This is a genomic window from Arenimonas caeni (assembly GCF_003024235.1).
In the GTDB taxonomy this organism is placed as follows: Bacteria; Pseudomonadota; Gammaproteobacteria; order Xanthomonadales; family Xanthomonadaceae; genus Arenimonas; species Arenimonas caeni.
In genome coordinates this window covers 312920-334162 of the sequence record NZ_KZ679084.1, presented here as the reverse complement: position 1 = coordinate 334162, position 21243 = coordinate 312920, and the positions used below count along the sequence as shown (strand labels likewise).

15 protein-coding genes are annotated in these 21243 nt (G+C 72.7%); 4 read left to right on the top strand and 11 right to left on the bottom strand.

The features are described 5' to 3' along the window. Positions 1 to 34 precede the first annotated feature (34 nt). Complete coding sequence (locus C6N40_RS01635; RefSeq protein ID WP_106989256.1) at positions 35 to 1165, bottom strand: phytase; 1131 nt, start codon at positions 1163 to 1165, stop codon at positions 35 to 37. 63 nt (positions 1166 to 1228) lie between these two features. Between C6N40_RS01635 and C6N40_RS01630 the strand changes: the two genes are divergently transcribed. Next, complete coding sequence (locus C6N40_RS01630) at positions 1229 to 2224, top strand: ABC transporter substrate-binding protein (RefSeq protein WP_162782017.1); 996 nt, start codon at positions 1229 to 1231, stop codon at positions 2222 to 2224. Continuing rightward, on the top strand, positions 2221 to 5538 hold the full coding sequence (locus C6N40_RS01625; RefSeq protein ID WP_106989254.1) for a bifunctional diguanylate cyclase/phosphodiesterase: 3318 nt from the start codon (positions 2221 to 2223) through the stop codon (positions 5536 to 5538). The genes C6N40_RS01630 and C6N40_RS01625 overlap by 4 nt, the downstream gene beginning before the upstream one ends. Before the next feature lie 7 nt (positions 5539 to 5545). Here C6N40_RS01625 and C6N40_RS01620 read toward each other — a convergent pair whose 3' ends face one another. The 4 genes from C6N40_RS01620 to C6N40_RS01605 all read right to left on the bottom strand — a co-directional run bounded on the left by C6N40_RS01620 (position 5546) and on the right by C6N40_RS01605 (position 13388). After that, positions 5546 to 6328: a M23 family metallopeptidase gene (locus C6N40_RS01620; protein WP_106989253.1), complete on the bottom strand. Its 783-nt coding sequence runs from the start codon at positions 6326 to 6328 to the stop codon at positions 5546 to 5548. Further along, entirely contained in the window at positions 6325 to 8532 is a 2208-nt protein-coding gene (locus tag C6N40_RS01615) for a putative bifunctional diguanylate cyclase/phosphodiesterase (RefSeq protein ID WP_162782016.1), read from the bottom strand. The genes C6N40_RS01620 and C6N40_RS01615 overlap by 4 nt, the downstream gene beginning before the upstream one ends. A gap of 33 nt (positions 8533 to 8565) precedes the next feature. After that, positions 8566 to 11616 carry a ligand-binding sensor domain-containing diguanylate cyclase gene (locus tag C6N40_RS01610; protein ID WP_162782015.1) on the bottom strand — a complete coding sequence of 1017 codons (3051 nt, stop codon included), beginning with the start codon at positions 11614 to 11616 and terminating at the stop codon, positions 8566 to 8568. A 389-nt stretch (positions 11617 to 12005) separates the two neighbouring features. Then, complete coding sequence (locus C6N40_RS01605; RefSeq protein WP_106989250.1) at positions 12006 to 13388, bottom strand: L-serine ammonia-lyase; 1383 nt, start codon at positions 13386 to 13388, stop codon at positions 12006 to 12008. A gap of 81 nt (positions 13389 to 13469) precedes the next feature. Between C6N40_RS01605 and C6N40_RS01600 the strand changes: the two genes are divergently transcribed. Then, complete coding sequence (locus C6N40_RS01600; RefSeq protein ID WP_106989249.1) at positions 13470 to 13694, top strand: glutaredoxin family protein; 225 nt, start codon at positions 13470 to 13472, stop codon at positions 13692 to 13694. On the opposite strand, the gene C6N40_RS01595 is transcribed toward C6N40_RS01600, so the two are convergent. Genes C6N40_RS01595 through C6N40_RS01580 form a run of 4 tightly spaced genes read right to left on the bottom strand, consistent with a single transcriptional unit; the run spans position 13675 to position 16705 of the window. Continuing rightward, positions 13675 to 14937, bottom strand: coding sequence for an alkaline phosphatase family protein (locus C6N40_RS01595; protein ID WP_106989248.1), 1263 nt, complete (start codon positions 14935 to 14937; stop codon positions 13675 to 13677). The genes C6N40_RS01600 and C6N40_RS01595 overlap by 20 nt on opposite strands. 53 nt (positions 14938 to 14990) lie before the next feature. Next, a complete protein-coding gene (locus C6N40_RS01590; protein ID WP_106989247.1) occupies positions 14991 to 15542 on the bottom strand; it encodes a YceI family protein in 552 nt (183 codons plus the stop codon). Between the two features lie 16 nt (positions 15543 to 15558). Then, on the bottom strand, positions 15559 to 16125 hold the full coding sequence (locus tag C6N40_RS01585) for a cytochrome b (protein ID WP_106989246.1): 567 nt from the start codon (positions 16123 to 16125) through the stop codon (positions 15559 to 15561). Continuing rightward, positions 16103 to 16705 carry a YceI family protein gene (locus C6N40_RS01580; protein WP_162782014.1) on the bottom strand — a complete coding sequence of 201 codons (603 nt, stop codon included), beginning with the start codon at positions 16703 to 16705 and terminating at the stop codon, positions 16103 to 16105. The genes C6N40_RS01585 and C6N40_RS01580 overlap by 23 nt, the downstream gene beginning before the upstream one ends. A gap of 90 nt (positions 16706 to 16795) precedes the next feature. Between C6N40_RS01580 and C6N40_RS01575 the strand changes: the two genes are divergently transcribed. Beyond that, positions 16796 to 19894, top strand: coding sequence for an ATP-binding protein (locus tag C6N40_RS01575; RefSeq protein WP_106989244.1), 3099 nt, complete (start codon positions 16796 to 16798; stop codon positions 19892 to 19894). Here C6N40_RS01575 and hemE read toward each other — a convergent pair whose 3' ends face one another. After that, positions 19895 to 20971, bottom strand: coding sequence for a uroporphyrinogen decarboxylase (hemE, locus tag C6N40_RS01570; RefSeq protein WP_106989466.1), 1077 nt, complete (start codon positions 20969 to 20971; stop codon positions 19895 to 19897). An 8-nt stretch (positions 20972 to 20979) separates the two neighbouring features. Next, positions 20980 to 21234, bottom strand: coding sequence for a WGR domain-containing protein (locus C6N40_RS01565; protein WP_106989243.1), 255 nt, complete (start codon positions 21232 to 21234; stop codon positions 20980 to 20982). Between the last annotated feature and the right edge of the window lie 9 nt (positions 21235 to 21243).

The following is a 21243-nucleotide window of genomic DNA, read 5'->3' as shown; positions in this document are numbered from 1 at the left end:
CCTGAAGGGCCTCCCACAGAAGGGGGGCGGGGGCTCAGTCGCAGCTGCGGCGGATCTTCAGGGCCTGGGCGATGTCCTGCCAGTCGAACGCCGCCACGCCGGCGTCGTCGTGCGAGGCGTAGAGCACGCCGTAGGGGAAGCGCGGGCTGCCGATGCCGTCGAGCCAGATGCCGTCGGTCATCGCCGTGGCCGCGCCGTTGAAGCTGCCCAGGTAGCCCAGCTCGCGCCGGTCGAACACGTGGAACACGGTGCGGTCGCGGCCCTGGTCGGCGGTCACCCAGTAGCCGCTGCCGTCCGGGCAGGCCCACAGCGCCACGCCCTCGGCCTGGGCCTTGAATGTCTCGCGCGGCAGGTTCTGGCCCTGGTAGCGGCCGGCCAGGTCGTAGACGCGCAGGGTGGTGCCCGCGCGCAGGTCTTCCTCGGCGATCAGCAGGCGGTCGTGCGCAGGGTCACCGGCGATCGACTCGACCATGCGCAGCGCGCCTTCTTCGGTGGTGTCGCCGAAGTGGCCGGTGTACTCGGCCACCAGCGCCTCGCCGCGCAGCTGCAGCCGGAAGCGGCGCACGCGCTGGTCGAGCTCGTGCATCGGCGGCAGGGTCTGGGTGCGGTAGTCGGCCATGAAACTGTCGGTCACCAGCATTTCCAGCTCGCCCGGCGCGGTTTCGTGCAGCCACAGGCCGTAGGGGCTGCGCAGCACGTCGGCGCCGATGATCGCCACCGGCGCGAAGTCGGGCAGGCGCTGCACCTGCACGCGGTGGCTGTCGCGCTCGACCACGAACACCAGGTCGCCGAACACGGCGATGCCGTTGGGGCGGGTGTACTGGCCGGGCGCCTCGCCGCGGCCGCCGACGGCCAGCCGGAACTCGCCGCTGTCACCGTCGTACACGACCAACTGGTGGCTCTCCTTGGCGGTGGCGATCAGCCAGGTGTCGCCGTCGGGCGTGGTCCAGCTCGCCACCGAGTCGATCTCGCTGTCGGGCAGGGGGACGGTGACGAAGGCTTCGTCCACCGCTACGGCATCGGCGCCGAAGACATTGGGCATCGGCCGGGACGAGGGGTCGTGGCCGTCCGCAGGCTCGGCGGGGGCATCGACGGTTGCGGGGGAGCTGGCGCAGGCCGCCAGGGCCAGCGCCAGGGCGGCGGGGAGTAGTCGCAGGGGCTTCATTGCGCCAGTATGTCCGGGCAGGCCCTTCCTTCGTCAATCCCAGCCGAGCGGACACGCCCCGGAATGCCGGATCCGAAACCCCGATCGAAGTTCGCGCCCCTGGCCTGGTTCCTGCCCCTGATGGTGATGCTGGGCGCGCTGTTCTGGCTGGTGTCGCTGGTGGCGCCGCCGGCGCCGCCCAAGCCCCTGGTGGTCTCGATCGGCCCCTGGATCGGCTACGAACCCCTGGTGCTGGCGCGCGAGCAGGACTGGCTGGGTCCGCAGCTGCGCATCGTTGAAACCCTCTCGAACACCGAAACGGCCCAGGCCCTGCGCGATGGCAGCGCCGACGTGGGGGCCGTGACCCTGGACGAAGCCATCCGCCTGTACGCCGAGGGCGTGCCGATCCGCGTCATCTCGGTGCTCTCGGACTCGCATGGCGCCGACGGCGTGGTGGTGGCGCCGGGCGTGGACGGCATCGCCGGCCTGCGCGGCCAGGCGGTGCTGGTGGAGGATTCGGCGATGGGCTACCACGTGCTCCACAGCGCCCTGGTCGAAGCCGGCATGGAGATGGAGGACGTGCGCATCGTCCGGGTGCAGTCCTCGGTGGTGCCGGTGCGCTGGCGCAACGGCGGGGCCGCCGGCGCGGTCGTGTTCGAGCCCATGCTTTCGGAGTTGCTCGATGAGGGCGCCGTGCTGGCGTTCTCGACGGCCGACCATCCGGGCCTGGTGCTGGACGTGCTGGTGGCCCGCGAAGAAGTACTGCGCTCGCGCCGGCCGGCGCTGCGCGAGCTGCTGGCCGCCTGGGACCGCGCCGCGAAGGCCTTCGCCCAGCCCGACCTCCTGCCGCTGGACATGCTGGTGGCCGGCGGGCGCCTGGACGTGCGGGACTACCGCGCCGCGCTGGATGGCGTCGCCTTCCTCGACGGCGAGGCCAGCCGCAGGATGATGGCCGGCGAGCCCTCGGAGCTGTCGCGGAACATGCGTGCGCTGGCGGCGAGCCTGCGACGTGCCGGCCTCGAGCCTGGCCTGCGCATCGACGAGCGCATCCTGGCGCCGGAGGTGGGTGCCGGACCATGATCACCCGCCTGCTCACCTCGCGGCCCGCCAGCCAGGTCCTGCCTGTGCTGCTGCTGCTTCTCGCACTGGCGGCCGCGGCGGTGCAGATGCTGGTCGGCCTGTCGGACGTGCAGCAGCGCGCCGAGCGCGACACCGCCGGCGACATGGCCGACCTGCTGCTCCACCAGGGCCGCCGCATCGACATGCAGGCCGAGCTGGGGATCGAATACCTCCCGGAGCGGATTGTCAGTGGCCTGGCCGCCGACCTGCGGGTCAAGGGGGCCTGGCTCGTCGATGGCCAGGGCAGTGTCCGCGCCGCCATCCATCGCCGCGACATCGGCCAGCCCTTCACCGAAGTGGCTTCCCAACGACCGAAGGCGCTCGGCGACGCGCTGCTCGACGCCGCCTTCAGGGCCCGGCCCGGCCGATCACTCGCCGCGGCCCCGGGCCAGCTGGCGGTATCGCGGCAGGTGTTGCTGTCGTCGGACCCGCCGCGCTACGCCATGCTGGTGGTCGAGGCGGACAGCGTGCCGGTGGCCGCGCAGCTGCGCGCCGAGGCGGGCAGGACCTTCTGGGCCAATTCGGCCGGCATCGTGGCCGTGATCACCATCATCTGGGGCCTGTTCCACCTCGTCTGGACGCGCCGCTCGAGCCTGCTGGCCGACGCGGCCGGCCACCTGCAGTTCGAAGGCGAGCCGCTGCGCACCGGCGTTTCCGGCGGCGACGAGCTGGCCCGGGTGGCGCGGGCCGTCGAACAGGCCTCGGAGCGGCTGGAGCACCAGTCCCGGCTACTGCGTACGGTCAGCTGCGTCAGCCTGGCCGGGCAGCGCCTGACCGACCGCGACGCCCTTTCCGCGGAGATCTGCCGGCTGCTGGTGCAGGAAGGCGGGTACACGCTGGCCGGCATGGCGCGCGTGCAGCCCGATGGCCGAACGATCTTGCCCACGGCCCTGTTCGGCGTCAGGCAGGACCAGTTGCCGGTGAGCGCGGGCGACCTCGAGGATCCGGACCAGGCCGACCGCCCCGCGGTGCGCGTACTGCTCACCGGCGAGCCGCTGGTGTTCGCCGACCTCGACGAGCTGCCTGGCCGCCACCCCGCCACGGAGCCCTTCCACCGCCTGGGCATGCGCTCGCTGGTGGTGGTGCCGCTGGTGGAGATGGGCGAGCGGCTGGGCGTGCTGTACCTGGCCGACCGCCGGCCGGGAATCTTCGACCACTCCTTTCTCAGCGCGGTCAGCTCCACGGCGGCCGAACTGGGCGCGAACATCGTCCTGCGCGAACGCGAACGCGCCGCCCGCGATGCCGAACACCAGCTGGCGGTGGCCGTGGGCGCGGCGCAGCTGGGCACCTGGTCCAACCGCCTCGACACCGGCGAAATGCTCGCCAACGACGAGTGGTTCCGCATGCTGGGCCTGCATCCGGCGCGCGACGCGGGGCTGGCGGCCGCCTGGCGCGATCGCGTGCACCCGGAGGACCGGGCGCGGCTGCGCGCTGCGTATCGCCGCCTGGACGAGCCGGGCAAGGACAGCTTCGTGATGGAGCTGCGCCTGCGTCACGCCGACGGCCACTGGGTGTGGGTGCAGTCGCGCGGCACGGTGCTCGAGCGTGGCGCGGACGGCCGGCCGCTGCGCCTGGCCGGCGTGCACCTGGACATGACCCGCCGGCGCCGGGACGAGGCCCAGCTCCGCATCTCGGCCGATGCCTTCGAGAACAGCCACGAGGGCATCCTGGTCTGCGACGGCGACGGCAAGATCATCAGCATCAACAGCGCCTTCACCCGGGTCACCGGCTACGCGGCCGACGAGGTGGTCGGCCGGCGCCCGTCGGTGCTGTCCTCGGGCCACCACGGTCCGGAGTTCTACCGGGCGATGTGGGAGCAGGTGCACCAGCACGGGCGCTGGGAGGGCGAGGTCTGGAACCGGCGCAAGACCGGCGAGGTGTATCCGGAGTGGCTGGTCATCACCCGCATCAACCATGCCGATGGCCGCACCAACTATCTCGGGCAGTTCACCGACATCTCGGAGCGCAAGCTCAGCCAGTCGCGCATCGAGGCGCTCGCGCGCACCGATGCGCTCACCGGCCTGCCCAACCGCCAGGGCTTCGGCGAGCGCGCGCGCGCCGCGCTCAGGGAGAACGGGAACCGGCTGGCCGTGATGATGCTCAACATCGACCGGTTCAAGCAGGTCAACGACTCCTTCGGTTTCAGCCTGGGCGACCAGGTGCTGGTGATGCTGACGCAGCGCCTGGTCGGCCTGTTCGGCGAAAAGAACGTGCTGGCGCGCGTGTCCGGCGACGAATTCGCCGTGCTGCTTCCCGGTGCCGGCGAGACGGAGGCCCGGGCCATCTGGACCAGGCTGGACGCGGCGATGCAGTCCCCGTTCAACGTGGCGGGGCAGGACGTGATGCTGGGGCTGAGCAGCGGCGTCGCGCTTTGCCCCGAGCATGGCGAAGACGCCGAGCTGCTGCTGGTGTCGGCCAACGCGGCGCTCAATTACTCCCGGTCCGAGGGCCTGCGGCGGCTGTGCGTCTATTCACCGGGCCAGCCGGGCGCCAGCCTGCACCGGCTCACCATCGAATCGCAGCTGCGGCTCGCCCTGCAGCGGCACGAGCTGTTCCCGGTGTTCCAGCCGCAGGTCTCGCTGCGCACCGGCGAGCTGGTGGGCATCGAGGCGCTGGTGCGCTGGCGCCATCCGGAGCGTGGCGTGGTGCCCCCCGCGGAGTTCATCCCCGTGGCCGAAGAAGCCAGCCTGGTCGGGCAGATCGGCGATTTCATGCTGCGCGAGGCCTGCCGCACGCTGCGGCGCCTGCGCGACGACGGCCTGCCGGCGGTGCCGGTGTCGGTGAACATCGCCGCCAGCCAGCTGCGCCGCGAGGATTTCCTGCCCCAGCTGATGTCCGAGGTGGAACACGCGGGCCTGGATCCGTCGGCGCTCGAGATCGAACTCACCGAATCGATGTTGATGACCGGGACAGACCAGACCATCTCGCTGCTCGCGGCCCTGCGCGAGCGCGGCTTCCGGCTCGCCATCGACGACTTCGGTACGGGCTATTCCTCGCTGTCCTACCTGGGCAAGCTGCCGATGGACCGGCTCAAGATCGACCAGTCCTTCGTCAGCGCCATGGGCGCCTCGGAGGCGGCGGACGGCATCGTGCGCACCGTCATCGCCCTGGCCACCAGCCTGCACCTGAACGTGCTGGCCGAAGGCGTGGAAACCGAGGAGCACGCCGCGCGCCTGCGCGAACTGGGCTGCGACGATGCCCAGGGCTACCTGTTCGCGCGGCCGATGGAAGCCGCCGACCTGCTCGCGAAGTACGGCCTGGCCCGAAGGACCTGAGCCACTGCTATCGCAGCGGGAGGTAGCCGTCGGGGCCGATCATGCGGAAGGGCACCGACTCGAGCCGCATGCCGGCGTTGACCTGCACCACGAAGTGCAGGTGCGGCCCGCTGGAGAAGCCGGTGTTGCCGCTTTCGCCGATCACCTGGCCCAGCGTCACCCGCTCGCCCGGGCGTACGAACACCCCGCCTTCGCGCAGGTGCCCGTAGAGCGCCATCGAGCCGTCGTCGTGCAGCACCCGGATGTAGTTGGCGGCACCGGCCAGGCTCGGGTCGGGCGCGCCATCGCCGTGGCCGCTGGCGGTCGCCAGCACCACGCCGTCGCGCGCGGCCAGCACCGGCGTGCCTTCGTCGACGATCAGGTCCACGGCATAGCGGTTGGCGTCGTCGCCATGGCTGTAGCCGCCGTGGAAACCCTGGCCCAGTTCGAAGGCCGACTCCACCACCGGCAGCGAATAGACCACGTCGCGCGGCACCACGTAGGGTTCGCCCGGCACGATCCACAGCTGCAGGTCGTGCCGCGCCGACGGGCCCGTCGGCCGCAGCACGGCCAGCGTCGCGCGTTCGCCCGGGCGCAGCACCCGCCGCAGCGGCAGCGCCGGCTCGGCGTGCATGTCCTGCCAGTGCTCGGCCATCAGCTCCACTTCCACCGGGCCGCCGCTGCGGTTGGTGGCGATGGCGGCCTGGGCGCCGCCCTGGCGCACCACCGACAGTTCGGCCAGGCCCTGCGCGGCCGCCGCCGCCGGCAGCAGCAGCGCCAGCAGCGCCGCCAGCGCGGGCCGGCCGCTCATGGCCGGCCTCCGGGCGGGTCGGCGAAGTACTCGTCGATCGGCCGCGGGTGGTCGAAGGCATAGCCCTGGGCGAAGTCCACGCCCAGGGCCTGCAGCGCCCGTCGCTCGGTCTCGGTCTCGGTGTGCTCGGCGATGCTCTTCTTCTCCAGGACGTGGGCGATCTCGTTGATCGAGCGCACCACCGCCTCGGCCATGGGCGAGGCGTGCATGTCGCGCACGAAGCTGCCGTCGATCTTGAAGTAGTCCACGTCCAGCGAGCGCAGGTAGTTGAACGAGCAGAAGCCCGTGCCGAAGTCGTCGAGCGCGAAGCGGCAGCCCAGCTCGCGCAGCTGGTTGATGAAGCGCCGCGCCCGCGCCAGGTCGCGCACGGCGCTGGTCTCGGTCAGTTCGAAGCACAGCCGCGAGGCCGGGAAGCTGCTGCGCCGCAGGCGCTCGGCCAGCCAGCCGATGAAACCTTCGTCGATCACCGCCTCGCCCGACAGGTTGATCGCGCAGGTGTCCACCGTGGCCGCGGCCTCGGGTCGCTGCTCGAGCCACTCCAGCGTGCGGCTCACCACCTCGCGGTCGATGCGCGTGCCCAGGCGGAAGCGTTCGGCCGCCGGCATGAACTGCCCGGGGTCCAGGCGTTCGCCGCTGCGCGGGTCGCGCAGGCGCAGCAGCACCTCGAAGTGGCGGCCGGTGAGCACGCCCGGCTGCAGCGGCACGATGCTCTGGCAATGCAGCTCCAGTGCGTGCTTCTCCAGGGCCTCGCGGATGCGCAGCACCCAGCGCATGGCGGCGGTTCGGTCGAGCAGTTCGCCGGCGGCCAGGCTCGCCAGGCAGACCCGGTTGCCGCCCTGTTCCTTGGCGGTGAAGCAGGCGGCGTCGGCCTGCGACAACAGCTGCGCGTAGTCGGCCTGGCCGGGCATGAAGGTGACGACGCCGGCGCTGGCGGTGGTGCCCAGCATCTGCCCGTCCCAGCCGCAGCGGTAGCCTTCGATGGCGCGCAGCAGCGCGCGCATGCGGTCCTCGGCCACCATCGGCGCGCAGTTGCGCAGCAGCAGCGCGAACTCGTCGCCGCCGGTGCGGGCCAGGTGCTCGTCGGGGTGCATGTGCGCGGCGATCACGCCGGCCACGCCGCGGATCAGCTCGTCGCCGGCCACGTGGCTGGCGGTGTCGTTGATCAGCTTGAGGTGGTCGAGGTCGACGTAGGCCAGGGCCATCGGCAGCGGCGGGCCGGCCGCGACCTCGGGTTTGACGGCCTCCTCGAAGGCGTTGCGGTTTTCCAGCCCGGTGAGCGGATCGACGCTGGCGCGGTGGCGCAGCACGTTGGCGCTGACGCGCTGCTGGTGCATGGCGAAGGCCAGCATCAGCGGCAGCGCCGCCACCTGGATCAGGAACACCAGCAGGTAGACGCTGTCGAGCGGCGCCCGCGCGCGCGGGTAGCCGGCGATGCCGAAGCCGGCCAGGCCGGCGATCAGCAGCATCGTGAGCGCGCCGGCCACGGCGGTGTGGGTGGGCGGCATGCGCACGGCGCTCCAGACCATCACGCCCAGCGGCAGCGCCACCAGGCCCATGGCGTAGTTGCCGCCCAGGCTGCCGCCCCAGGCCATCAGCAGGTAGCTGGCCATCAGGGCGATGTTCCAGACCAGGCGTTCGGACTCGGGCGCGTAGTCGGAGGCCGGGAAGCGGCGGCGCTGGCCGCTGCGGCCGGGCAGCAGCAGCATCAGCGCCGGGGCGATCGAGGTCGCGCCGAGGAGGTCGCCCAACAGCCAGCGGGCCGCGGAGCCGGGCCACTGCGCGGCGCCGATCATTCCGGCCTGCAGCATGCCGGCGCTGCCGATGGCGGCGCCGACCGTCGACATCACCACGGCGCCGGCCAGTGCATGCAGGCCGAAGCGCACCGTCAGCAGGTCGTCCATGGGCTGGCGCTTGACCACCCAGGCGCCGGCCAGCACGCCGGCCAGGTTCGAGGCCATCGACCAGACGATGAACACCCGGGGCACCGGGTCGAACAGCAGGTGCACCAGCAGGGTGCCGACCGGCACGATCCAGCTGATCCTCCAGCCGAAGCGCAGCACGGCGGCCAGGCCCACGCCCGCGGCCGGCCAGAACAGCGCCACTTCGTCCGGGCCGCCGCCCAGCAGGCTCGAATAGGCGCCACCGGCCACGTACAGCGCCAGCAGCACCAGCACCACGACGAGCTTGCGCAAAGGGGCGGGCATGCCCGGGAGCATAGGCGGGCCGGGAGCCGCGGACTAGGGCTTGCCGGCGTCGCGCGCCGCCAGCAGGTGGGGCGAGGCCAGCAGGTCGAGTCGGCCGGCGCCGTGAAGTTGGCCCGGGTCGCCGCGCAGGGCCTGCTGCAGCTGGCCCAGGTCGGTGTCGGCGCGGGCCCGGTAGGCGGCCCAGCCGTTGCGGCCATGCGCCTTGACGACGTACAGGGCGCGGTCGGCCAGTTCGATCATCTGCTCCCAGCCCAGGCCGCCGCGGGCGTCGCGGAACAGCGGGCATTCGATGAAGCCCACCGAGCAGGTCACCTGCAGCGGCTCGCCCGTGCCCACGTCGAAGCGGTGCCCGGCCACGGCCTGGCAGATGCGATCGCCCAGCATCGGCAGGTGCCGGTTGGGCATGGGCCGGAACACCACCAGGAACTCCTCGCCGCCCCAGCGCGCGATGTAGTCGCCGGTGCGCACCATCTGGGTGAGCACCTGGGCCATCTGCTGGAGCACGCGGTCGCCGGCCTGGTGGCCGTGGTTGTCGTTGATGGCCTTGAAGTGGTCGATGTCGATCAGCGCGAACACCATCACCTCGTCCGGCGCGCCGCGGCGCACCGTTTCGCGGTCGTAGTAGGCGATGTCGGCCGGGATCTGCGTGGCCAGGTAGCGGCGGTTGCGCAGGCCGGTGAGCGGGTCGGTCTGGCTGGCTTCCTCGAGCCGGTGGTTGGCCACCTCCAGCGCCTCGGTGCGCTGGCTCACCAGCAGTTCCAGGGCCTGGCGCTGGCGCAGGTGCAGGCGCATCTGCCGGCGGTAGCCGGCCCAGGCCAGGCTCCCCAGCAGGCCCGCCAGCAGCCAGTAGAACAGGGGCGTTTCGTGGAAGTGCGGCTGGATCCGGAAGCCGATCTGCGCCGGCGCCTGGCTCCAGGTGTCGGCGTTGTTCGAACCCTGGGCCTCGAACACGTAGGCGCCGGGCGGCAGGTTGGTGTAGTTCACGCTGCGCCGGGTCGGGTCTTCCAGCCGGCGCCAGTCGGCGTCGTAGCCGACCAGCCGGTAGCGCAGCTCCACGCTCTTGGGGTCCTGCAGGCTGAGCACGGTGAACTCGAAGCCCAGGTCGCGCTGGTCGGGCGGCAGCCGCCAGTCGGCGCTGGGGTCGGCGGGGCGCCACAGTTCTCCCACCCGCACCCGCTCGATCAGCGTGCGCGGCGCCGTGGCGTTCTTGACGATGCCGTCGGTGCGCATCGCCACCACGCCATCGCGCGTGGGCAGCCACAGTTCGCCCTGGTGCACGAAACCCTTGGCGTTGCCGGCGCCGTTGCAGCAAAACCCCTTCTGGCCGCCGCGGCGGTCGCCGCGCTCGTTGAGCAGCATCTCGCCGCGCACGTGCGAGATGCGCCCGGCGGCGTAGTCGGCCATGTCCTGCAGCACCAACCGGTGCACGCCGCGGATGCCGGCCACCCACAGGTAGCCGGCCTCGTCGTGGGTCATGAAGAAGGGCGAATTGACCGGCAAGCCGCTGGACTTGTCGAAGCCGTGCCAGGCCTGGCCGTCGAACAGGAAGATCTCCTCCGACAGCGCGCCCACCAGCAGCCGGCCGTCGGGCAGCTCGTGGATGGCGGTGATGTCCAGGTCCGGGCGCAGCCCCGCCTCTGCGCCGACCGGCCGCAGGCGGTCGGCCTCGAATTCGAACAGGCCCGCGTGCGAAGCGACCAGCAGGCGGCCGTCGCGGGTTTCATGGACCAGGCGCACGCGCGCGTCGCGCAGGCCGTGCGCGGTGCCGAAGCCCTGCAGGCCATCGCGGGTCAGCCGGTACAGGCCCTGGGTGGTGGCGAACCACAGCGCGCCGCGGCTGTCGCGCACGATGCCGTTGATCTGGGCGCTGCGCATCGGCGCCAGCTGGGCCGGGATCTCCAGCTGCCCGTCGCGCAGCACGGCGACGCCGCGGCGGGTGCCTATCCAGACGGCATCGCGCTCGGGCAGCAGGGTGTAGGCATTGGGGTGGGGCAGGTCGGCGCCGGCCACGACCTGCTCGAAGCGGCCGTCGCGCATCACGCTCAGGCCGTTGTTGGTGCCCACCCACAGCCGCCCCTCCGGCCCTCGTGCCACCGACCACAGCACCGGGTCGACCAGGCCCTCGAACTGGCTGTAGCGGCGGGTCCAGCCGTTCCAGAGCCGGGTGACGCCCTCCCACTGCGTGCCCAGCCAGAGGTTGCCCTCGCGGTCCTCGAAGATCGCGCGCACCGCGGTGCCGGTGGCGTCGCTGCGCACGACTTCCACCACGCGGCCGGCGCGCAGGCGGGCCAGGTCGTCGACCAGGCCGACCCAGAGGTTGCCGTCGCGATCCTCGTACATCGCCTCCACCGGCGAGCTGGCCAGCTTTTCGTCGCCTTCGTAGCGCTGCCAGCGGTCGTGCTCGCGGAAGAACAGGCCAGCGGTGGTGCCGGCCCAGAGCCGGCCATGGGCGTCGAGCAGCTGGGTCACGACGGTGTCGTCGTCGCCCTCGGGCAGGGGCAGCACCTGGATGCCGTCGGTGCCGATGCGATACACGCGGCCGTGGCTGCCGACCCAGAGGGTGTCGCCGCGCACGTGCAGGCTGGTGGCGGGGCGCGGCAGGCCGTGCAGGCGCTCGAGCCGGGTTTCGGTGGCCCGGTACACGCCGTCGGGCGCGGCCACCATGATCTCGCCCGAGGGCATGGCGACCAGGTCGGTGGTGTCGAGCCCGCGGTCGCCCTCGCCACCGACGACCGGCAGGGCGCGGAAGTGGCCGTCCTCGTAGACGCTCACGCCCCGGTAGGTGGCCACCCAGACGCGGTTGCGCGGGTCCACGAGCAGGTCGTGGATGTACATGCCGCGCAGGCCGGGCGCCGACTCGGGGTCGAAGGCGGTGAAGCGGATGCCGTCGAAGCGGGCCAGGCCGGCCTGGGTGCCCACCCACAGGTAGCCGGTGCGGTCCTGGGCGATGGCCAGGCCGCTGATCTGCGGCAGGCCCTGTTCGATGCTCCAGGTGTTGCGGACGTAATGATGGAAGGACTTGTCCGGGTCCAACGCCAGCGAAACACCCGCCCACAGCAGGAGAACGATCCAAAGGGTCGTCATCGGGACGCGGCGTGTTTCGGGCACGGCGGCTTCCGGAGCGGGGCTTGCCCCGACTATTACGCCGACCCACTGCCGCCGGCAAGCCACCAACCCCCAATCCGTGACCCCGCCCGCCCCACGGCCTCCCCGTAGGAGCGCCTTCAGGCGCGAATCTTGTGGGAGGGCCTTCAGGCCCGACTGCCTGTCGCTGGCCCTTCCGGCCGGAGATTTGGCGCAGTGGCGCCGCCGCGCACGCGCAAGACTCGCCGTCCGGCCGCGCGCAAGCGTCATCCATGACCAGCTTACGGCCGGGCGTTGCGGACATCCTGTCCTCCACTCCGTCGAGTCTTACGCGTGCACGCCGCCTCCACCCGCGAAAGCAGCGAGCAGGAGGGTGGGCGAGGAGGGGGTCAGCACTCGATGACGTTGACGGCCAGGCCGCCGCGCGAGGTTTCCTTGTACTTGTCCTGCATGTCGCGGCCGGTGTCGCGCATGGTCTTGATGACCTTGTCGAGCGACACCTTGTGCTTGCCGTCGCCGCGCAGCGCCATGCGCGCTGCGTTGATCGCCTTCACCGCGCCCATCGCGTTGCGCTCGATGCAGGGGATCTGCACCAGGCCGCCGATCGGGTCGCAGGTCAGGCCGAGGTTGTGCTCCATGCCGATCTCGGCGGCGTTCTCGACCTGGCCGGGCGTGCCGCCCAGGGCCGCCACCAGGCCGCCGGCGGCCATCGAACAGGCCACGCCCACCTCGCCCTGGCAGCCCACCTCGGCGCCGGAGATCGAGGCGTTTTCCTTGTAGAGGATGCCGATCGCGGCGGCCGTGAGCAGGAAGTCGAACACGCCCTTCTCGCTGGCGCCCGGGCAGAAGCGGTCGTAGTAGTGCAGCACCGCCGGAATGATGCCGGCCGCGCCGTTGGTGGGCGCCGTCACCACGCGCCCGCCGGCGGCGTTCTCCTCGTTCACCGCCAGCGCGTACAGGTTCACCCAGTCGAGCACCGTCAGCGGGTCGCGCATGCCGGCTTCGGGCTTGGACAGCAGCTCGGCGTGCAGGCTGGGCGCGCGCCGGGCCACGTGCAGGCCGCCGGGCAGGGTGCCGCGTTCGCGGATGCCGCGCTGGGTGCAGTCCTGCATCGCGCGCCAGAGCTCGCGCAGGCCGGCCATCACCTCGTCCTGGCTGCGCCAGGCCTGCTCGTTGGCCAGCATCAGGGCGGCGATCGACTGGCCGGTTTCCTCGCAGCGGCGCAGCAGCTCGTCGCCGCTGTGGAACGGATGCGGCAGCTCGGTGGTGTCGGCGACGATGCGGTCTTCGGCCGCTTCGTCCTGGTTGACCACGAAACCACCGCCGACCGAGTAGTAGTCGCGGGTGGCGACCACCGTGCCCTCGGCGTCGTAGGCGGTGAAGCGCATGCCGTTGGTGTGGAAGGGCAGCTTCTGCCGCTTGTTCATCACCAGGTCGTGCTTCTCGTCGAAGCGGATCTCGTGCCGGCCCAGCAGCCTGATCTTCTTTTCGCCGCGGATGCGCTCGAGCGCGGCGGGGATCACGTCCGGGTCGATCTCGTTCGGCCAGTGGCCCTCCAGGCCCATCAGCACCGCCTTGTCGGTGCCGTGGCCGCGGCCGGTGAGCGCCAGCGACCCGAACACCTCGGCGCGCACGCGCGCGGTGCGGGCCAGGTCGTCGTTTTGCTCCAGCCAGTGGCTGACGAATCGCGCGGCGGCGCGCATCGGGCCGACCGTGTGCGAGGACGAGGGGCCGATGCCGATCTTGAAGAGGTCGAAGACGCTGACTGCCATGGTGGGCCGCTCTGTCGGGGACGCCGTATTCTATGCCCCTTGCAGGCGCCGGCCACTGTACGCCGGCGCATTGGGACGACGATGAAACTCACCCTGATCCAGCGCGACGACTGCCACCTTTGCGACCAGGCCTGGGAAGTGCTGGCCGCCGCCGGCGTGCCCGACTTCGACCCGCTGTGGATCGACGACGACCTGGGCCTGCAGGCGCGCTACGGCACGCGCATCCCGGTGCTTCGGCGCGAGGACACCGGCGCCGAGCTGGACTGGCCGTTCGACGCCGCGGCGCTCAGGGCCTTCCTGCGCTGAGCGCGGGGCGCAGCACGGCGGGGTCGCCGTCGGTCCATGGCATGGCCGGCAGGCCCAGCAGTTCCAGCAGCAGCGGGTGCAGGTGCACGTTGTCGAACACGGGCAGCGTGGCGGCGTCGGCCAGGCCCGGGCCGTCGGCCAGGAACAGGGCCTGCATGCGCGGATCGGCCGGGTCGAAGCCGTGCGCGCCGAGGTGCGGGGGCAACTTGCTGCGCGCCTTGCGCTCGCGCGACTCGATGCGCCAGCCGGTGTCGGCCTGGCAATACACCGCCGGCACGCGCCGGTGCGCACCGAAGGCCCAGCGCTCGGGCAGGTCTTCGCGGCGCCAGCATTCGACGTGGCCGCGGCGACCCAGCAGGGCCGCCTCGAGCGCGGCCTGCTGGCCGGGGCGCGGGTTGAAGCCGGCCTGGCTGCCCAGGTGCACCACGTCGGCGGCGCCGGCGGGCAGCAGGTCTTCGACGAATATGGTGCGGTCGGGGCGGATGTCGGCCATGCCGTGGTCGGAGACGACCACCAGGTTCACGCGCTCGCGCAGGCCGCGCGCCTCGAGGCCGGCGACGAGTTCGCCGATGGCGGCGTCCACCGTGGCCAGCGCCTCGCGCGCCTGCTCGCTGCCGGGGCCGTGCACGTGGCCGGCGGTGTCGACGCGTTCGAAGTAGAGCGTGAGCAGGTGCGGGCGCTTGCCCGGCGGCAGGTCGAGCCAGCCGAGCACGGTGGCCACGCGCTCCGATTCCGGCATGCCGTACTGGAAAGGCAGCCAGTGGTTCGGCCGCACGCCGCGCACCGCCGCTTCCGAGCCGGGCCAGAACATCGTGGCGGTGCGCAGGCCATGGGACTGCGCAGTAACCCACAGCGGCTCGCCGTCCTCCCACCAGCGGCCGTCGCCCACGGCGTCGCGGTTGGCCATGGTGAATTCGCCCAGCACCGGGTCGACCATGCGGTTGTCGACGATGCCGTGGCGGTCCGGGCGCAGGCCGGTGACCAGGGTGTAGTGGTTGGGGAAGGTGAGGCTGGGGTAGGACGGGCGCATGCCTTCGGCGTGCACGCCGCGGCGGGCCAGCGCGTCGAGGTTCGGGGTGTCGCCGCGGAACAGGCTGCCCGGGTGGGCGCCGTCGATGGACACCAGCAGCACGGGGTGGGCCGGCGCGGGGGCGGCGCCGCGCACGTCGCGCGCGGACGGCGCGCAGGCGGCAAGCAGGAGCGCCGCAAGCAGCGCGGCGGGGCGGACGGAGCGGGAATTCATGCGGCCTGGAGTCTTTCGGGATGTCGTTACGGTGGCGTGTCGTCGCCCCGGGTTTACTGCGGCGACAGCACCAGACGCGTGCTCACCTTCACCTCGTCCGGCAGCAGCCCGGTGTCGGCCCAGTCGCCTTCGCCGACCTTGAAGGCCAGGCGGCTGAGCGTGGCCTCGCCCTCGAGCACCGCGGGGGTGCCGGCGGTCCAGCGGAACTGCAGCGGCACCTTGCGGCTGACGCCGTTGAGCGAGAGCTCGCCCTCGGCGACGTAGCGGTCGCCGCCCAGCGCGCGGAACGTGGTCGCCACGTAGCGCGCCTCGGGCACCGCGCCGGCGTTGAAGAACTCCGGGCCCACCAGCATCGCGTCGCGCTCCTCGTTGTCGGTCGAGGCGCTGGCCAGTTCGATGCGCACGTCGAAGCGGCTGCCGGCCAGGTCGGCCGGGTCGAAGGCGATGGCCGGGCTGAAGCGCCCGAAGCGCCCTTCGAAGGCCTCGCCCATGTAGAGGGCGGAGAAACCCAGCGTCGATTCGGGCGCGGCCCGCCATTCCGCGCCGCGCGCGGTCGGCGCGGCCAGGGCGAGCAGCAGGGCGAGGGCGGGGATCAGGCGGGTCATCACGGCTCCGTAGGTTTCAGGGGGCGTCGGCGGGCGGCTTCAGGCCCGGGCTCATGCGCGACAGGGTGGCGTCGCGGTCGAAGTAGTGGTGCTTTAGCGCGGCGGCCGCGTGCGCCACCACGATCACCAGCAGGGCGATGAACAGCCACTCGTGCATGGCCAGCGCGAAGGCCTTCACCTCCGGGTCGTAGCCGCTGAGCTTGGGCAGGCCGAACAGGCCGAACCACTTGAGCGGGAAGCCCGAGGCCGAGTTGTAGAGCCAGCCGCTGAGCGGCATCGCCAGCAGGATCACGTACAGCGCGCCGTGCGTGGCCTGGGCGACGGCCGACTGCCAGCGCGGCGTGCCCGGCACCGGCGCCGGGGTGCCGGCGAACAGGCGCCAGAGCAGGCGCAGCAGGGTGAGTGCCAGCACGGTCAGGCCGAAGCTCTTGTGCATGGCGTAGACGTCGATCTTGGTCGGTGAGTTGGGCAGCTCCTGCATCACGAAGCCCACCACCACCAGGGCGAACACCATCAGCACCGTCAGCCAGTGGATGCTGATGCTCACCCCGCCCCAGCGCTCAGTCGTGTTGCGAATCGGCATCGTCGTGCTCCTCGTCGGTGTCGGGGGTATAGCGTACCGCTTCGGCCTGGATCTCCAGTTCCACGCGCGTGCCGACCAGGTTGGTCCACTCCTTCATGCCGAAGTCGCGGCGGTCGAGCACCGCGGTGGCGCTGAAGCCGACCGTGCGGCGGAAGCCGATCGGGTTGCGCGCCAGCCGGTTGAGCTTCACCTCCAGCACCACCGGCCGGGTTTCGCCGCGCAGCGAGAGCTCGCCATGCACGCGCGCCGTGCCCTCGTCGGTGGGTTCGACGCGAACCGAACGGAAGCGCGCCTCGGGGTGGCGCCCGGCGTGCAGCCAGGTGCGCGAGAGCAGCGCGTCGCGCCAGTCGTCGTCGCCGATCAGCAGGCGCGGCAGCGGCACCACCACGTCGACGCGGGCGCCGGCCCAGTCGTCGGGATCGAAACGCAGCTCGCCCGCGATGCCCGGCAGCAGGCCCAGGGCCTGGGAGAAGCCAGCATGGTCGACCCGGAACAGCACGCGCGTGTGCGCCGGATCGAGCCGCCAGGCCGGCACGGGCGCGGCAGCCGCGCTGCAGCCGGCCAGCAATAGCAGACACAACAGCCATTTCCTCGGCAGATTCATCCGTTTTCGCACCTTCGTGCGTCGGGTGGCTGGTTAGTCTAGGCCGCATCCGAGACCGGAGGGGGCATGCAGCCGTCATCGCTGCCGGAACATTGCGTGGCGGTGCTGGCGCTGCTCTGCGCGCTGGTCTGGCCGCAGGCCAGCCACGGGCAGTCGCCCGCGTCGGTGCCGCTGCGCGTGCATGGCGTCGCCGAAGGCCTGCCCTCCAGCCGCGTCGAGGCCATCGCCCAGGACCGGGCCGGCTACCTGTGGCTGGCCACCGCCGATGGCCTGGCGCGCTTCGACGGCCTCGGTTTCCAGGTCTGGCGGCACGTGCCCGGGCAGGCCGGGTCGCTGCCGGGCAACGTGCTGGGCGGCCTGCAGGTGGATGCCGAAGATCGCGTGCTGGTGCGGGTGGAAGGCCTGGGCAGCTGGCGCCTCGATGCCGCGCGCCGGTACTTCGAGCCGGTGCCGGCGGTGGACGCCGGGCCGGCGCCCGCGGGCCCGCCCGGCCTGGTCGACCGCGAGGGCGTGCACTGGCTGGGCGGCGAGGATGGCCTGCGTCGCGGCATCGCGCCGGGGGCGCCGGCGTCAGAGCCACTGTGGCCCGGCGTGGTGCTGGCCCTGTTCGAGGACCGCGAGGGCGGGCTGTGGTTCGGCACGCGCGGTCATGGCCTGCTGTCGCTGCCGCCTGCCTGGGCCAGTTTCGGTTTCATCGAGGGCCGCGGTGGCCCGGCGCTGCTGGCCGCTGCGCAGGACGGCAGCGCCTGGTGGCTCGACGGCGGCGAGCTGTGGAAGGTGGCGCTCGAGGGGGGCGGGCGGCAGGCGGTGGCGGTGAGCCCGGCGCCGGAATCCGGTGCCGCCAGCGCCCTGCTGGCGCTGCGCGACGGTGCGCTGATGCTGGCGCAGGGCCGGCGCCTGTCGCGGCTGGTCCCCGGCCGGGACGAGCTGGTGCGCGAGCCTTGGCCGGATGCGCCCTGGCCGGTCACGCAGTGGCTGCAGGCGGGCGACGGCAGCCTGTGGGCGGCGGGCCCGGCCGGTGCGCTGCACTGGCCCGACGGGAGCGCGCGCGCCGTCGAGCGGCCGGCCCGCGCCCCGCTGTGGCTGGGGCCCGATGGCCAGCCCTGGCGCCAGGCCGGCGGCGGCCTCGAGCGCTGGGTGCCCGGCGAGGCGCGCTTCCTGCCGGTGCCGGGCGCCCCCGCGGGCCCCTGGCGCACGCTGCTGGCCGATCCCGATGGCCAGGTCTGGCTGGCCGGTCCGGCCCGGCTGGCGGGCCTGCACTGGCAGGGCGAACGGCTTGAGCCGCGGCACCGCTTCGATGCCGGCGACGGCGTGCCGGCCGTGGACGCGATCGAGCTGGCGCGCGACCCCGGCGGCGCGCTCTGGCTGGCCACGCCCCGCGGGCTGTGGCGGCTCGATCCGCAGGCCGGCGCGCTGCGCCGCTTCGGCACCGGCGACGGCATGGTGGTGCAGGAACTGGGCGAGGGCGGCGTGGTGGTCGCGCCCGGTGGCCACGGCGCTGCGCTCGGCGCCCGCGGCCTGCAGCGCTTCGACACGCGCCGGCTCGACCGGCGCGCGCTGGCGCCGCCGCCGGTCGCGATCGAGTCGCTGCGCCTGCGCCGGGCCGGCCGCGAGCTGTCGCTGGCGCCGGACACCGCCCTGCTGCGGCTGGGCCCCGACGACCACGACCTGCGCGTGGTGGCGCGCCTGCTGTCCTTCGTCGAACCCGCGGCGCACCGCTACCGCTTCCGGCTCGAGGGCTACGACCCCGACTGGGTCGAAGTGGGTGCGCCGGGCGAACGCGTGTTCCCGCGCCTGGCGCCGGGGCGCTTCGAGCTGCAGGTCCTCGGTTCGCTGCCCGATGGCGCCTGGTCGGAGCCGCGCCACATCACCGTACTGGTCGATCCGCCCTGGTGGCGCACGCGGGTGGCCCTGGCCGGCGGCGGCATGGGCCTGCTGGCGCTGGTCTCCGTTGCCGCGGTGTCGCACCGGGCGCGCCTGCGCCGGCGCGAGGCCTGGCGCATGGCGCGGGCCCGCCAGCAACTGGCCGAGCAGAACTCCGAAGCCAAGACCCGCTTCCTCGCCACGCTCGGCCACGAGATCCGCACGCCCATGACGGGCGTGCTCGGCATGGCCGAGCTGCTGCAGGGCAGCGAACTCGATCCCGAGCAGCGCGCCCGCGTCGAGGCCATCCAGGGCGCTGGCCGGCACCTGCTGCGCCTGGTCAACGACACGCTCGACCTGGCCCGCATCGAGGCCGGCAAGCTCGAGCTCGAGGATTCACCCTTCGCGCTGCGGCCCCTGCTCGACGAACTGGCCGGGCTGCTGCGGCCGCTGGCCGAGGCCAAGGGCCTGGCCTTCACCCTGCGCTGCGACGGCAACGTGCCGGCCTGCCTGCGCGGCGACGCCACCCGCGTGCGGCAGATCCTGCTCAACCTCGCCGGCAACGCCATCAAATTCTGCGAGAAGGGTGGGGTGGCCCTGCACGTCGGTACGCGCGAGCCGCGGGGCGTGCTGATCCACGTGCGCGACACCGGCCCGGGCCTGGCCACGGGCCAGCAGGCGCGGCTGTTCCAGCGCTTCGAGCAGGGCGCGGCGGCGCGCACCCCGGGCCGCTACGGCGGCAGTGGCCTGGGCCTGGCGATCAGCCAGGAGCTGGCGGCGGCGATGGGCGGTTCCATTTCGGTGAGCAGCGAACCCGGCCGCGGCGCCACCTTCCGCGTCGAGCTGCCGCTGGCGGCGGTCGAACTGCCGGGCACCATCGTTGCCAGCCTGCCGGTGCCCACCGCCGCCGGCGGGCGACGCCTGCTGCTGGTGGAGGACGACCCGGTGGTGGCGCAGGTGGTGCAGGGCCTGCTCGAGCGCCAGGGCCACGCGGTGGTGCACGTGCCGCACGGCCTCGCGGCGCTGTCGGCGCTGGCGGCCCATGCCTTCGACGCGGCCCTGCTTGATCTCGACCTGCCCGGCCTCGACGGCCTGGAACTGGCCCGGCTGCTGCGCCTGCAGGGGCGCCCCCTGCCATTGCTGGCGATCACCGCGCGCGCCGACGCGGCGGCCGAGCGCGAGGCCCGCGCCGCCGGCATGGCGGGCTTCCTGCGCAAGCCGGTCACGGGCGCGATGCTGGCCGACGCCCTGCGCACGCTGTGGTCGGCGGCGCCCCCGGACGGCGGAGCGCCGGTGGCCTGATCAGCCGCGGCGGCTGTGCTGGTGCACGGCGTCCACGAGCACGCGCACGTGCTCGGGGTCCATGTCCGGGCTCATGCCGTGGCCGAGGTTGAACACGTGGCCCTCGCGCGAGCCGCCGTTGGCGGCCGCGTAGTCGTCCAGGGCGCGGCCGGCTTCGGCGCGGATCACTTCCGGCGAGGCGTACAGCGTCGCCGGGTCGAGGTTGCCCTGCAGCGCCACCTTGCCGCCGGTGCGACGGCGCGCCTCGCCCAGGCCCACGGTCCAGTCCACGCCGATGGCCTCGGCGCCGCTGGCGGCCAGTTCCTCGAGGTAGGGCGCGTTGCCCTTGCCGAACAGGATCAGCGGCGCGCGCTCGCGGCCTTCGCCGCGCGGCAGTTCGGCGGCGATGCGCTGCAGGTAGCGCAGCGAGAACTCGCGGTACAGGTGCGGCGCCAGCACGCCGCCCCAGGTGTCGAACACCTGCAGCGCCTGCGCGCCGGCGGCGTGCTGCGCGGCGAGGTAGGCGATGACGGCGTCGGTGGTCACCTCGAGCAGCTGGTGCATGGCCGCCGGGTTGCCCAGCGCCAGCGACTTGATGCGGGCGAAGTCCTTGCTGCCGCCGCCCTCGACCATGTAGCAGGCCAGGGTCCAGGGGCTGCCGGAGAAGCCGATCAGCGGCACGGAGCCATCGAGCTCGCGGCGGATGAGCGACACGGCGTCCATCACGTAGCGCAGCTCGGTGCCCATGTCGGGCACGGCCAGCCTGGCGATGTCGGCTTCGTTGCGCACAGGGCGCTCGAACTTCGGGCCCTCGCCCTCGGCGAAGTACAGGCCCAGGCCCATGGCGTCGGGCACGGTGAGGATGTCGGAGAACAGGATGGCCGCATCAAGCTCGTAGCGGCGCAGCGGCTGCAGGGTGACTTCGCAGGCCAGCTCGGGATTGGTGGCCAGGCCCATGAAGCTGCCGGCCTGCTTGCGGGTGGCGCGGTACTCGGGCAGGTAGCGGCCGGCCTGGCGCATCAGCCACAGGGGGGTGCAGTCCACGGGTTCGCGGCGCAGGGCGCGCAGGAAGCGGTCGTTCTTGAGGGTCACGGCAATCCTTCTGGTCAACGCGGCGCGTCGGCGCCTTGGGCGAACATGACCTGGAAACCCTTGCGCACCTGGGCGTCGCGGGCCTTCTCGAAGGCCGACAGGGCGGCATCGCGTTCCAGGAACTGTTCGCGGCGAAGCTGCGCCTTGCCGCCGATCTGGCCGGTTTCGCGCAGCAGGGTCCAGCCGCCCAGCAGGTCCTGCTGGAGGATCAGCTGGACATACTTGGGCGCCTCGCCGGCCCCGGGTTTTTGCTGTAGCAACAGGCGCATAAGGTCGCC